The following is a 14,136-nucleotide window of genomic DNA, read 5'->3' on the forward strand; positions in this document are numbered from 1 at the left end:
AACCCGCTAATATCAGCGGGTTTCAGGTTTTACAACGTCAACAGCAATCAGAGTTCAAACCGATCCAGATTCATCACTTTGGTCCAGGCGGCAACAAAGTCTTTGACGAATTTTTCACGGGCGTCACTGCTGGCGTAGACTTCCGCCGAGGCGCGTAACACCGCGTTGGAACCAAACACCAGATCGGCGCGCGTGCCGGTGAAACGGGTTTCGCCAGTGACGCGATCCCGTCCAATGAATTTCTCATTGGTCGAATCAGCGGCTTTCCACTCGGTACGCATATCCAGCAGATTCACGAAGAAGTCTGTGTTCAGCGTCCCTGTGTGGTGCGTGAAGATGCCGTGCTGGCTGCCATCAAAGTTAGCACCCAGCGCGCGCATCCCGCCAACCAGCACCGTTAATTCCGGCACGGTCAGGGTCAGCTGCTGCGCTTTATCGATCAGCAGATTTTCGGTGGTGGTTTTGCCGAAGCCAGTACCGTAGTTACGGAAACCATCTGCACGCGGTTTCAGCAGATCGAACGACTCGATATCAGTCTGATCCTGACGCGCATCAACACGTCCCGGAGTAAATGGCACCTCAATTTCAACGCCAGCTGCTTTCGCCGCCTGCTCAACGCCGACCACACCCGCCAGCACAATCACATCTGCCAGTGAAGCCTTGTGCGCTTCACGCTGCACCGCTTCCAGCGTTGGCAGCACGCGTGCTGCGACGGCATTGACGTCCCACTCGCGCTGCGGCAGCAACGCCAGGCGGGCACCGTTGGCACCACCGCGTTTGTCGCCGCCACGGAAGGTTGATGCCGAAGCCCAGGCAACCGAAACCAGCTCGCTGACGCTGAGGCCGGTTGCAGCAATCTTCTCTTTCAGCTGCGCAATATCCGCCACGGTTGGATGATAAACCGGTGCAGGCAGCGGATCCTGCCAGATCAGATCTTCCTGCGGGACTTCAGGTCCGATGTAACGCGCTTTTGGCCCCATATCACGGTGAGTCAGCTTAAACCAGGCACGGGCAAAGGCTTCATTGAACGCCTGCGGATCGTTGTGGAAACGACGCGAAATCTTTTCAAATTCCGGGTCAAAACGCAGCGTCAGGTCGGTGACCAGCATGGTCGGTTTGTGTTTCTTCGCAGCGTCAAACGCATCCGGGATAATGTCCGGGGCATCAGCTGCCACGAACTGGATGGCACCCGCCGGGCTGCGCGTCTGAACCCACTCATATTTGAACAGGTTCTCGAAGAAGTAGTTACTCCACTGGGTTGGCGTCTGAGACCAGATCACTTCCAGACCAGAGGTAATCGCATCTGCGCCAACGCCCGTGCCGTGGTTGTTGACCCAGCCCAGGCCCTGCGCCTCAATCGGTGCAGTTTCCGGATCAACTCCGACGTGGCTGGCCGGTGCGGCACCGTGGGTTTTACCCAGCGTATGTCCACCAGCAATCAATGCCACGATCTCTTCGTCGTTCATGCCCATGTTGCCGAAAGTGGCGCGAATAGCCGGGGCCGCAGAGGCAGGATCGCCGCTGTGTTCAGGCCCTTCCGGGTTCACGTAGATCAGACCCATTTCGGTAGCGCCCAGTGGTGACTGCGCCAGGGATTCCGGGTGACGGTGTTCCAGCCAGGCGGCTTCTTCACCCCAGTTCACATCCATATCCGGTTCCCAGACATCTTCACGTCCGGCACCAAAGCCAAAGGTACGGAATCCGGAGTTTTCCAGCGCGACGTTGCCCGCCAGAATGTAGAGGTCGGCCCAAGAGATCTTCTGACCATATTTCTGTTTAACCGGCCACAGTAAGCGGCGCGCTTTATCCAGACTGACGTTGTCTGGCCAGGAGTTTAGGGGGGCGAAGCGTTGCTGACCACGACCTGAACCACCGCGTCCGTCCACGGAGCGATAGGTTCCGGCGCTGTGCCAGGCCATACGAATAAACAGGCCGATGTAGCTGCCCCAGTCAGCGGGCCACCAGGCTTGTGACTCGGTGAGCAACCCTTTGATGTCAGCTTTCAGCGCTGAGTAATCTAATTTGGCAAATTCTTTACGGTAATCGAAGGATTCATCAAGCGGGTTCGAACGCGATGAGTGCTGGTTCAGCAGGTCAACCCGGAGTTGATTAGGCCACCAGTCGCGGTTGGTTGTTCCGCCGCCCGGCGCCTGATTAGCCTGAGGTGGCTTACCAGCATGAAAAGGACATTTGCCCTCAGGCGCCTCGCGATCGGCTTCGACAATAGGCTTTGCATCTTTTGCATCTTCATCAATGGAATTGCTCATGGTCACACCTCTTTTTTGTATTTTCATCGCTACTCTATAGAGGATTTTCAGGAACGCACACCTGTCTCATCCTATCTGTTTGATAGCTTTTACCTTTTTATACGCCTTCTTCAAAAGCTTAAAACAATGAATTGACGGTAGCCGACAGGCTGTAAAGAGCAGCGAAGCGGCAACCATCACCCTGAGACTATTCCGACAGCGCCGGTTTCACAACTGCCGTTTTGCTGCCCGGCAGGCGGATGCGGAACCAGATAGCGTACATTGCGGGCAGGAAAACCAGCGTGCTACCAATCAGGGTAAAGGCCAGCGTTCCTCAGAACGCCGAGTGTGTCAGTGGAATAAACGCCAGAGAGAAGTTCAGGGAGGATAAACCAGAAAAAGCGAGGAGTGATGAAGCGCGTTTACAGCAGGATCACGGCAGGCGCTTTGTCATCTGCGCCTGCCGTGGATCTCACAGCGCCCTGCTCTTCAGGGCGCTCTGTCACTTAACGCCAGCCGAGTTCCGGGGCGACATACTTCAGGATCGCCTCAATCACATGGGCGTTGTAGGCGACACCAAGCTGGTTAGGCACGGTGAGCAGCAGGGTATCAGCTTCGGCAATCGCCTCATCCTGCGCAAGCTGCTTAATTAACGCCTCTGGCTCGGCGGCATAGCTGCGGCCAAAGATAGCGCGGGTTTTCTCATCGAGAAAGCCGACGGAATCCTGGTCGTTACCGCTGCGGCCAAAGTACGCGCGGTCCATATCATTCACCAGCGCAAAGATGCTGCGACTGACCGAGACGCGTGGCGCATGCTGATGTCCCGCTGCTTTCCAGGCCTCACGATAGGCGCGGATCTGTTTAGCCTGCTGAATGTGGAACGGCTCGCCGGTTTCATCATCTTTCAGGGTTGAACTTTGCAGGTTCATGCCCATTTTTGCCGCCCATTCTGCGGTGGCGTTGGAGCCGGATCCCCACCAGATGCGGTCGCGCAGGCCTTCTGAAAGCGGCTCGGGACGCAGCAGGCCAGGCGGATTCGGGAACATGGGCTGTGGATTTGGCTTAGCGAAACCTTCGCCGCGCAGCACCTCCAGAAACTCTTCAGTGTGACGACGGCCCATATCCGCATCGCTTTCACCCGCTTTCGGTTCAAAGCCAAAGTAGCGCCAGCCATCGATTACCTGCTCAGGTGAACCGCGGCTCAGACCCAGTTGCAGACGACCATTGGAAATCAGGTCTGCCGCGCTGGCGTCTTCCACCATGTAGAGCGGGTTTTCGTAGCGCATGTCGATGACACCGGTGCCGATCTCAATCGTTTTGGTGCGCGCTGCAACGGCAGCCAGCAGCGGAAATGGCGAGCTGAGCTGGCGGGCAAAATGGTGGACGCGGAAGTAAGCGCCATCTGCGCCCAGCTCTTCGGCGGCGACCGCTAAGTCGATCGATTGCAGTAGCACATCCTGTGCGGTACGGGTGGCGGACTGCGACGAAGGCGTCCAGTGACCAAAGGATAAGAAGCCAATATTTTTCATCTGTATTTCTCCTGACAGGCGGTAAACACCCGTGGATGCAAGGCGATTTCTGATAGAGAAAGGTTACGCCCCCGGAGCCGCCACTGATAGTCAATATCTTTCAGCGCCATATTCAGGAATTTCGACATAGCTAAGCAGATTATCCACTTTGCCTTTGCCCGCCCTTTCTTTCACTGTTCAGATTCCCGCTTCCGCTGTCAGGTGAATCATGCACACCGGTTATCTCTCTCTACAGCAGCGCGCCTGGCTTAAAGCGCGCGCACGCAGCTGGCTCTGGCGCAGCGAAATGCCGACCTGGCTGCTAATCGGTGTGATCTATGGCGGCTGGTTTTCGGTGATGCTGAACGCGCAGATGCTGGGACAGCTGCCCGCCACCCTGCTGCTGATCGTCTTCACTGGCTGGTATATGTCGCTGCAGCATGAGCTGATCCACGGGCATCCCACGCGCTGGCCGCGGGTGAATCAGCTATTTGGCACCCTGCCGCTGGCAGTCTGGTATCCCTATGGGCTCTATCGCGATTCTCACCTGGCCCATCATCGCAATCACACCCTGACCGAGCCGGATGAGGATCCGGAAACCTACTACCTCTCCCCTGCTCGCTGGGCGAAGTTACGGCGCTGGCAGCAGCAGCTGATTCATCTGCGTAACACTTTTTTGGGACGATTGCTGCTCGGCCCGCTGCTGGATGTGGCGGCGACCTTCGGCGGGATGTGGCAGGCACTGCGCCGTGGCGATCGATCCGCGATAGCGATGTGGCTGCTGCACGGGACGCTGCTGGCACTGCTGTTTTTCTGGATGGCGCGGCAGGGATTTTCGCCGCTGTGGTATCTGCTGGCGGTGAGTTATCCGGCGCTGGCGCTGACCAAAGTGCGCTCCTTCTATGAGCATCGTGCGGCGGACGATCCGCTGGCACGGTCGGTGAATAATGAAGCGGCGTGGCCATGGCGCATGCTATTCCTGAATCTGTACTACCATTCAGTGCATCACGACCTCCCCGGCGTCCCCTGGTATGGCCTGCGTCGCCTCTATCTGCGCGACCGCGATCATTACTACCAGCGCAATCATGGCTTTCGCGTGGCGGGCTATCGGGTCTGGCTGCGTCAGTTCTGGGCCCGACCGGTCGGGGTCAATGTCCATCCGGGACGATCAGCGGAGAAAACGCATGAATAACCTGCTCGCCTTGCCGATGTATGCGATTCACCCGCCCGCCACCCGGGCATTGATGCAGGCTGTGGTTACCCTGCTGACGCAGCAGGGCATTGCCACGCAGCCGGTCTGGCCTGAGGATCTGCTGACACACTGGCAGGATAACCGGTTGCTGCTGAGCCAGACCTGCGGCTATCCGCTGGTCAGCCAGCTTCCTGCGGTTCAGTTGGTCGGCACCTTTCACTATCAGGCCCCAGGCTGCACCGGCCGTGACTATCGCAGCTGGCTGGTGGCGCGGGATAAACAGGCGACGCTGGCCGATTTTAACGGCCGGCGGGCCGTGGCTAACAGCCTGGACTCTCACTCCGGCTATAACGCGCTGCGGTTTGTGGCAGCGCTTCAGGGCGTGAGGTTTTCGCAGCTGCTGCTGAGCGGCGGCCATCGTCAGTCGCTGGCGGCGCTGCGTGATTCACAGGCGGATATCGCGGCTATCGACTGCGTCAGCTGGGCACTGCTGGCGCGCTATGAGCCGGATGCGCTGCGCGGCCTGCATATCATCGGTGAAACGCCAGCCGCCCCCGGATTGCCGTTGATTACGGCAGCCCCGACGTCAGTGGACCGGCTGGAGAGACTCCGCATCGCGCTGCATCAGTTGGTGAACGATCCCGCCTGGCGCACCGCCTGCGACGATAACCTGATCGGCGGATTCAGCCCGGTGCAGCGAGACGATTATCAGGGCGTGCAGGCGTGGGAACAGCAGGCCGCCGCGCTGGGCGTTACCCGGCTGTAATACACTCCTCTGTTTCGCCCTGCTGACCGGGCAGGGAAAATCTGATTTCTCTGCATCGCCCCCTCCCTGCCCGCGCTTTCCCGGCCTCTCATTTCATGCTCCCCGACGCGCTCTGACCGAGGCTAAGTCTGGTAAGCCCGGTCACGGCGTTCTAAGGTAGAGGTTTTCAGCAGAGGAAGAGTGGGATGCGCATTCTGATGGCAGGCGCCGGCGCGACCGGCGGATATTTTGGTGCACGGCTGGCTCAGGCCGGCCAGGACGTGACTTTTCTGGTCCGTGAACGGCGTTATCAGCAGCTACAGGCCAGCGGTCTGGTATTGCAGACACCGCAGGGCACTGAAACGCTACAGCCGCAGCTGGCCCAGGCGAGCAGCCTGACGGGCCACTATGATCTGATTATCGTCACGGTGAAGAGTTTTGCCCTTGATCAGGTGATGGAGGATATTGCACCTGCAGTGGGCCCGGAAACATTGATCATGCCGATTCTGAACGGATTGCGGCACATCGCAACGCTTCAACAGCGTTTCGGCGAAGATAAGGTGATTGGCGGCCTGTGCAAAATCAACGCGACGCTGGGTGACAATGGTGAAGTAATCCAGATGACGCCGCTGCATCAGCTCTATTATGGCGCACTGGACGGCCACAACGATGCGCGACTACAGCGGGTTGATGCGGCGCTGCGTGACTGTCAGGTCGATACCCGATTCAGCGATAACATCATGGATGAGCTGTGGGAAAAGTGGCTGCTGCTGAGCACGCTCGGCGCGGTTTGCTGCCTGGCGCGTGGAAATACCCAACAGATACTCACCTCGCGCGGCGGCGAAGCGCTGTTACAGGGTGTTTTCTCGGAGATTCTGTCAGTCATTACTGCCGAAGGCTATCAGACGCGTCCGGCGGCCACTGCCCGCATTCTTGAGCTGTTAAGCGATCCGGCTACCCCGATGACCTCCTCAATGTACCGCGATTTAATCCAGGGCTTTGATATCGAAGCCGATCAGGTGATAGGTGACCTGCTGCTGCGGGCGAAACGCCATAGTCTTGCCACGCCACTGCTTAACGCGGTGGATGTAAACCTTCAGGTCTATCTGCAGCAGCGTTAATGACTCTGTCGGGTTCCGTGACCGGGTGCCGCAACGGACCCGGTTTTTGTGGTCGCGAAAGTGTGGTGTGCAGCAGCAGTGCAGCAGGAAAATTTGCTACACTCGTCGCTTCATTTTTTGGAGAGTTCAATGACTTCCCGCTCCGTGACCCTCGATGATGTCGCTCAACTGGCCGGCGTCTCATATCAAACCGTTTCACGTGTTTTAAACCGTTCTGAACAGGTGTCAGCCCGCACGCGGGAAAGGGTTGAGGCGGCGATGCTGCAGCTCAATTATGTGCCGAATCGTGTGGCGCAGCAGCTGGCCGGTAAGGCGACGCGCACGCTGGGTCTGGCCACCAGCGACCTGGCCCTGATGGCTCCTGCGCAGATCGCCTCGGCGATCCAGCAGCGCGCCGCCGGGGCGGGTTATCATCTGGTGATCGCCATGGACAGTGGTAACGATGCGGCAGCAACGGTGAATGAACTGCTGGCACAGCGGGTCGATGGACTGCTGATCAACCTGCCGCTGGAGGCAGATGAGGCGCAACAGATCCAGTTGCTCTGCGGCAGCAAACCGGTGCTGTTTCTGGATGTCGAACCCCAGGCGGCGGTAGCGCAGTGTCAGTACCCGAATGAGTCTGGCGCCCGTGCCGCCGTTGAACATCTGGTGGCGCTGGGTCATCGTCAGATTGGTTTGTTGAACGGGCCGCTGCGCTCGGTCTCGGCCCGTCAGCGTGAAAATGCATGGCGTCAGGCGCTGGCCGATCATCAGCTGACACCGCACTGTTCTCTGCGCGGCGACTGGAGCGCGCAGTCGGGTTACCAGGCGCTGCTGGCGCAGCTTCCTGACGATCTGCCGCAGGCGCTGCTGGTCGCGAACGATCAGATGGCGCTGGGTGCGATGCGGGCTCTGCATCAGCATGGCGTAGCCATTCCTGGCGAGATATCGGTAATTGGATATGATGATACCGCCGAGAGCGCGTGGTATCAGCCACCGCTGACCACGGTGCGGCAGGATTTGCACGCTCTTGGCGCGCAGAGCGTCGAGCGGATGCTGGCCCGGCTTCAGGGAGAGGAGGCGTCAGACAACGCGCTGGAAACCACGCTGGTGATCCGGGAGACCACCGCCCCGCCTGCTGATGAGCGGATCAATTTAGTGGCGCTGTCACAGCAGTTACAGGTGATCGCCCGCAGGCTGGCGGGAAAATAACGCTGCGCTGACGCAGGCAATAAAAAACCCGCCCCACCGGAGTGGATGCGGGTTGGCATAGGACGTCTGGCGCTTGCGCGCTGCTATCTGCCCTTACGCTTTCGGGTGTTCGCCCACGCCCATCGCTTTGATCTTTTTCGACAGCTCGCGACGCTCTTTCGACAGGTCGGCGTTTTTGATGATGTACTCATCCACGCGATCTTCATAATCCACACGCATGCTGGCGATGATTTCCTGAATAGCCTCAACGCTCATGCCGGGTTTGATATATTCGCTCAGGTTGTCGAGCAGCAGTACGCGCTTCTGGTTGTCGCGAATTTTCTTCTCGTTGTCGACAATTTCACGCTGCAGTTTGTTTTTGCGGCGGAACATACGCACGAACTCCAGTACGTCCTGAAATGATTGCTTGGCATTTTCCATGATGGCACCTTTCTTTGAGCCTGCTGACGCAGGGAGAGAGTCAAAACGATCAGCTTAGCGGCTAGCCCGCCAGGTAAGCAATTTTCACAGCTAAATTCAGACTGGCTCTTATCTTAGCGCAAAGAAACCCTGTTTCACATTAAGTCATTGTCTGAGGTGATTATTTGCGCAGCGCCATTCGCATCAGGTCGGTCATCCGTTCCAGCTGCTTTGCCAGTTCCAGCGTCAGCCAGACGTAGCCGTAGATCGGCGTCTCCTCCAGACCTTCGCTGCCCGCTTCCGCGATCAGTCGCCGCAGTTCGCCACTGATTTCAGTCAGCTCGTGACTGTTAGCCACCACCTCTTCCGTTTCCCCTTCAATCGCCATGACCGACAGCGCCCGCAGCGTGTTCTCAGTCATCTGCTGAGTGCGGCGCAATGCGGGCGCGTTAAGCATAATCAGATGGCTCTCGCGCGATGCCCACCAGGCATTAATCTGCATCTCAATGGTGTAAACCATATTACGGTTGATGGTCTGAATCGCTTCAAGCACCGATTTTGGGATGCGCGTCTCTTTGCTTGACGGCTCCAGCAGCGCCCGCATTTTGATCACGCTGCTCAGCAATTTGCCCAGCGGCTTGTTCAGGCGCGGCTTTTCAACCAGGTTGGGTGAGAAACCGGCGTGATAGATTTTTGCCATTTCCGCCAGCGCGTCGGAGAGCTGAATGCGCCAGTGTGTATAGGCACGCTGTGCCCAGATAGCGGTAAATAGCAGCGCCATCAGCGATCCCAGGATCACATCACCGCCGCGCCACAGTGCCATCGTGAAATCGCCGGTTGGTGCGCCCACGACCACGCTCAGCGTAATCCCGATCAACAGCGCCATGTAGGGATGTTTGCCCAGCGTCAGGTAGCCGCTGATCATCATGATGATGCCGCACCAGGCCAGCATCATCGGCATCGAGATCAGCTCCAGCTTCAGGGCAATCAGACCGGATATTGACCCGGCGACCGTGCCGCTGATGCGCTGCAGCGCGCGCGGAAAAACATTTCCCCAGGTGGAGATGGGCCCCATCACCACCACCAGCGTAATCAGCGGCCAGGTGCCTTCAGGGATATCGGTCGCCCGCACAAAGATAAAGCAGAGCAAAAAGGCGATGGCAATACGCACGCCGTGGACGGAGCGGTAATGGCGATAAAACCAGAACTCCAGTTTTGATATGGGCTTATCGGGACGCAAAATGACTTTCCGGTTGCGGGAACATGGTGTGGCTATCTTAACGCTGAACGCGGCTCAGGCTTAGCGCGGGCCGGATATTTCAAAACAGTTTTGACGTTCGCTTACAATTATCAACATCCGCCTCACATACCTGCCCGGAAATTAAAAATAACTTAATTCGATTTTTTAACCTTTATCGGCTCTCAGTAACACGCTCAGAGTACGCCTGCGCGCAAGTAAAAACGGGCAGCCCGCAGGCTACCCGTTTTAGTACTGACAATCGGCTAATCAGAACTTCTGCTTGAGATAATCCGTCAGGCGGGTAATAACACCTGCGGGTTCAACCGCACTCAGTGCCACCAGCGGATAATGGGCAATCTGTTGATCTTTATCCATCACCTGAATCTCACCGATGACCTCATTGGCTTTCAGCGGGGCTTCCAGATCTTTGCGATCGATCACGTACTTCGCTTTCACGTTCTGTACTTCACTGCGCGGCAGTGACAGATAAACATCTTCTGCGGTACCCACATCCACCTCATGAGGATTGCCGTACCAGACGTTTTCGCTGCCAATTTTCTTACCGGCATGGAACAGCTGAACGGTATCAAAGGTGTTCTGGCCCCAGACCAGCAGTTTACGCGCCTGCTCTTCGCGGCCTTTCGGGCTTTTACCGCCCATGACGACGGCGATCAGGCGATGCTTGCCCACCACATTCGAGGCGATGATGTTAAAGCCCGCGGTCTCAGTGTGACCGGTTTTCAGCCCATCAACGTGGAGATTATTATCCCACAGCAGACCATTACGGTTGTTCTGGGTAATGCCGTTCCAGGTCAGGGTCTTCTCACTGTACATGGCATAAAAGTCAGGCTCACCATCAATAATGGCGCGTGACAGTTTCGCCATATCCAGCGCGCTGGAGAACTGACCCGGCGCATCCAGACCATGAACCGTTTCAAAATGGGTATTCTGCAGGCCGAGCTTCTCAACGTAGTGATTCATCATGCCGACGAAGTTCGCTTCGCTGCCCGCAACATAATCAGCAAGGGCAACGCAGGCGTCGTTACCGGAGTCGATGATGACGCCACGGCTTAAATCCCGGACGCTCAGCTTATCGCCTGGCTTCAGGAACATCAGCGAGGAGCCTTTGAACACCGGATTACCCGCCGCCCAGGCATCTTTTCCGACCGTAACCATGTCGTCACGGCTAATTTTCTTCTGGTCAATGGCGCGATCGACCACGTAACCGGTCATCAGTTTGGTCAGGCTGGCGGGATTACGGCGTTCATCGGGATTGCCAGCGGTCAGAACCTGTCCTGTGGTGGCATCCATCAGCACCCAGGAAGCCGCATCAATCGCCGGAGGCGTCACAGGAAAGGGAATCGCATCAGCCTGCGCCAGCGAGGCCCAAAAAACAGTAGCGGTAACGGTGAACAGCAGACGCCTTTTCAACACTTCATCCTTAATTGCACGGGAGAGAAAATTTCTAAAACGAAACGGAAACAGCCGCACGTTTTACGGCAAAAGCGTTGTGAAGGTTTGAATAAATTGAAAAAAAGTATGAACTGGCTCTGCGGATTGAGGCTCAAAACCGGCGCTTTGCCGTCCTGTAAACATAGCCATAGCGGTTCGGAGCGTTTTTTGGCTCATCGACAACTCGCTAACGATGTTCCTGTGTCAATCCTCTGGGTTGGTTGAGTGGATTTTTATGTTTGCCGTCCAGGCGGCATGATACCCGACCACTACGCTATATATAGAAAAGCCCACCGGGGCGGGCTTTACATTCAGTCACTCAGGCTTTTGATAAAATCGCATTAAAAAAGTCAGCCACCCTTTTGCTTATGACCAAAGTCCCGATAAAACTGGTCAGGTACAATGCGTATCCTGAAACATTTTCAGGAATATCAAAATACCCCCAATCCAGTATGCCGACACTATGCAAAAAACAGACATTTAATATCAGACATAAGCCCATGACAGCTAACTCTACCAACCAGGTGCATATCTTTGACTTTTTTTCTAATTGCATACGCCCCCTATTCCTCCAGAGCAACTTCCGGAACCGGATTGCGCTGCATTGCCACCAGAACCATTATTTGCGCTACCAATACAGGTGCCATATCCGTTTGACAGGACACCGGTTAGTGCTCCCAGTGGTCCACCTTTTATACCGCCCAGAGCACCTAACCCAATGGATATAACACAGCTATCCGTTCCTGCATAAATATCGTGGCTTCCATTACTGCCGCTACTACCATGGTTACCTCCATGCTGGCTTTGACGGGCGCCAGCGCCAGCATAAGCCGGATCATAGGCACCGCTTGCACCCGCCACGCTTTTTAACTGCACATGGCTCACTATTTCCATATTTTTATTCTCCCATTAGTTTTCATCCTGAAATAACAACTTTTCGCGCGCGCTTATTATTTATATCATTCAATGCTGGAGCCTTCAAAACCATCATTAACAAACCAAATTTCAAAAAAGAAAAATACAAACAATCAGTTGCACTCTATAAACACAGACTCTGAAAAACTTTCATGATAAAATTGTACTAATCGTCCTCAAAAAAATATATTCCTGCGATAATTCGCACAGTACTTTTATATTCCTGAAAAGGAGATGTTAAATCGTACTTTATTTTAACAGTTTCGTTTGATCACCCAACTGCTTCAGGTAAACCGCGTAACCTTACCGCCAGATTTTTTCGGTAACTAATGAGCGTGGCGAGGCCTTTAACGCACCAGACTGTAGCGGAAGTGAAACACGATCATTATCCGGAGATATGCGAAGACTCAGGCCACAGCGCCTGAAATTTTTGTCGTACCGGAATATGGTTTACCATACAGGGATGGCGTCAGCCGCTGTCCGGAGCCGCTATAATGGCTCTGTACGGCTGAACCCGCAGTCAGCGCGCATCAGACATAATGATCAGAGCTAAATTCTGCCTGCGCACAGGGATACAGAGCGAACAGAAAGCCGTTTTATCGCTTTCTGTTCATTAAGTCAGTGAACGCAATGAACGGATATGAAATTTGAATAACGACCGCGTACAGCCCACTTTCCTCTTCCACGATTACGAGACCTTCGGCACCAGCCCCTCTCGTGACCGGCCAGCCCAGTTTGCCGGCCTGCGCACCGACAGTGAGTTTAATCCGGTCGGCGAACCCGAAGTGTTCTACTGCCGTCCGCCTGATGACTATCTGCCACAACCCGAAGCGGTAATGATCACCGGCATTACCCCGCAGATAGCGATGAGTCGCGGCGTGATCGAAGCTGAGTTCGCTGAACGCATCCATGCGCTGTTCACCACGGAACAAACCTGTGTGGTGGGCTACAACAACGTGCGTTTCGATGATGAAGTGACGCGCAATATCTTCTATCGCAACTTTTACGATCCCTATGGCTGGGCCTGGCAAAACGGCAACTCACGCTGGGATCTGCTCGACGTGATGCGTGCCTGCTACGCGTTGCGGCCCGAGGGAATCAACTGGCCGGAGAATGAAGAAGGTTTTCCCAGCTTCCGGCTGGAGCATCTGACCAAAGCGAACGGCGTGTCACATGAAAATGCACATGATGCCATGTCCGATGTTTACGCCACGCTGGCGATGGCGAAACTGGTGAAAGAGAAGCAGCCAAAACTGTTTGAGTTTTTGTTTACCCATCGTAACAAAAACAAGCTGATGAACCTGATTGATATCCCGCAGATGAAACCGCTGGTTCATGTCTCCGGCATGTTCGGTGCCGCGCGCGGTAACACCAGCTGGATCGTACCGCTGGCCTGGCATCCCGATAACCGCAATGCGCTGATCGTGGTGGATCTGGCGGGCGATATGTCACCGCTGCTGCAACTGGATGCCGACACGCTGCGTGAGCGTCTTTACACGCCGAAAAACGATCTCGGCGATCTGCCCGCGGTGCCGGTCAAACTGGTGCATATCAATAAGTGTCCGGTGCTGGCGCCTGCCAGTACGCTGCGGCCTGAAGATGCGGCCCGGCTGAATATTGATCGTCAGCACTGCCTGGCGAATCTGGCGCTGCTGCGTCAGCAGCCCGACGTGCGGGAAAAACTGGTCACGCTGTTTGCCGAAGCGGAGCCGTTTACACCGTCAGATGATGTGGACACACAACTCTATGATGGCTTCTTCAGTGATGCCGACCGGGCGGGGATGAATATTATCCGTCAGACCGCGCCCGCGAATCTGCCTGCGCTGGACCTGAGCTTTGAGAGTGCGCGGGTAGCGAAACTGCTGTTCCGCTACCGGGCACGTAACTTCCCCGGCACGCTGGATGATGCCGAGCAGCAACGCTGGTTGCAGCATCGTCGTGACGTGCTTAATGCCGATCGGGTGCAGGCGTTTATGCAGGAACTGGAAGGTCTGGCGAATCTGCATGAAGCGGATGCAGAAAAACTCGCACAGCTTAAAGCGCTTTATCTGTATGCCCAGGAGCTGGTCTCCTGAAGCACTAAGAGTCTGACCCGGTATCGCCTGCCGGGTCAGACTTTCTGATGCT

At 56.0% G+C, this 14,136-nt stretch carries 11 protein-coding genes and 1 pseudogene; 5 read left to right on the forward strand and 7 right to left on the reverse strand.

Annotated features, from left to right (window positions below; all coding sequences use genetic code 11):
* Nucleotides 1–47: 47 nt before the first annotated feature.
* The 3 genes and pseudogenes from katG to EPG66_RS08295 form a co-directional block, all read right to left on the reverse strand.
* On the reverse strand, nucleotides 48–2,267 hold the full coding sequence (gene katG / locus EPG66_RS08290; RefSeq protein WP_220495177.1) for a catalase/peroxidase HPI: 2,220 nt from the start codon (nucleotides 2,265–2,267) through the stop codon (nucleotides 48–50).
* A 187-nt stretch (nucleotides 2,268–2,454) separates the two neighbouring features.
* A pseudogene (locus EPG66_RS22990) lies at nucleotides 2,455–2,637 on the reverse strand (hypothetical protein); the annotation flags it as partial.
* Nucleotides 2,638–2,752: 115 nt separating this feature from the next.
* Nucleotides 2,753–3,775: an LLM class flavin-dependent oxidoreductase gene (locus tag EPG66_RS08295; RefSeq protein WP_010247994.1), complete on the reverse strand. Its 1,023-nt coding sequence runs from the start codon at nucleotides 3,773–3,775 to the stop codon at nucleotides 2,753–2,755.
* Nucleotides 3,776–3,983: 208 nt separating this feature from the next.
* Here EPG66_RS08295 and EPG66_RS08300 point away from each other — a divergent pair, with 208 nt between their 5' ends.
* The 4 genes from EPG66_RS08300 (at nucleotide 3,984) to EPG66_RS08315 (ending at nucleotide 8,003) form a co-directional block, all read left to right on the forward strand.
* Nucleotides 3,984–4,946 carry a fatty acid desaturase gene (locus EPG66_RS08300; protein WP_182686490.1) on the forward strand — a complete coding sequence of 321 codons (963 nt, stop codon included), beginning with the start codon at nucleotides 3,984–3,986 and terminating at the stop codon, nucleotides 4,944–4,946.
* A complete protein-coding gene (locus tag EPG66_RS08305; RefSeq protein WP_083068996.1) occupies nucleotides 4,939–5,712 on the forward strand; it encodes a phosphate/phosphite/phosphonate ABC transporter substrate-binding protein in 774 nt (257 codons plus the stop codon). Before EPG66_RS08300 ends, EPG66_RS08305 begins: the two co-directional genes overlap by 8 nt.
* A 185-nt stretch (nucleotides 5,713–5,897) precedes the next feature.
* A complete protein-coding gene (locus tag EPG66_RS08310; RefSeq protein WP_083068998.1) occupies nucleotides 5,898–6,812 on the forward strand; it encodes a ketopantoate reductase family protein in 915 nt (304 codons plus the stop codon).
* 129 nt (nucleotides 6,813–6,941) lie between these two features.
* A complete protein-coding gene (locus EPG66_RS08315; protein ID WP_083069000.1) occupies nucleotides 6,942–8,003 on the forward strand; it encodes a LacI family DNA-binding transcriptional regulator in 1,062 nt (353 codons plus the stop codon).
* A gap of 93 nt (nucleotides 8,004–8,096) precedes the next feature.
* Here the strand turns inward: EPG66_RS08315 and tmaR are convergent, their stop codons facing one another.
* From tmaR to EPG66_RS08335, 4 genes are all read right to left on the reverse strand, one after another.
* Nucleotides 8,097–8,423, reverse strand: coding sequence for a PTS system regulator TmaR (tmaR, locus tag EPG66_RS08320; protein ID WP_004571340.1), 327 nt, complete (start codon nucleotides 8,421–8,423; stop codon nucleotides 8,097–8,099).
* A 160-nt stretch (nucleotides 8,424–8,583) separates the two neighbouring features.
* Nucleotides 8,584–9,642: an FUSC family protein gene (locus EPG66_RS08325; RefSeq protein WP_010670945.1), complete on the reverse strand. Its 1,059-nt coding sequence runs from the start codon at nucleotides 9,640–9,642 to the stop codon at nucleotides 8,584–8,586.
* 267 nt (nucleotides 9,643–9,909) lie between these two features.
* Nucleotides 9,910–11,073: a serine-type D-Ala-D-Ala carboxypeptidase DacD gene (gene dacD, locus EPG66_RS08330; protein ID WP_031591310.1), complete on the reverse strand. Its 1,164-nt coding sequence runs from the start codon at nucleotides 11,071–11,073 to the stop codon at nucleotides 9,910–9,912.
* A gap of 340 nt (nucleotides 11,074–11,413) precedes the next feature.
* Nucleotides 11,414–11,650, reverse strand: coding sequence for a hypothetical protein (locus EPG66_RS08335; RefSeq protein ID WP_069025159.1), 237 nt, complete (start codon nucleotides 11,648–11,650; stop codon nucleotides 11,414–11,416).
* Between the two features lie 1,006 nt (nucleotides 11,651–12,656).
* On the opposite strand from EPG66_RS08335, the gene sbcB reads away from it, so the two are divergent.
* Complete coding sequence (sbcB, locus tag EPG66_RS08340; protein ID WP_069025160.1) at nucleotides 12,657–14,084, forward strand: exodeoxyribonuclease I; 1,428 nt, start codon at nucleotides 12,657–12,659, stop codon at nucleotides 14,082–14,084.
* The last annotated feature ends 52 nt before the right edge of the window (nucleotides 14,085–14,136 follow it).

Source organism: Pantoea pleuroti (genome assembly GCF_014156615.1).
Taxonomy (GTDB): domain Bacteria; phylum Pseudomonadota; class Gammaproteobacteria; order Enterobacterales; family Enterobacteriaceae; genus Pantoea; species Pantoea agglomerans.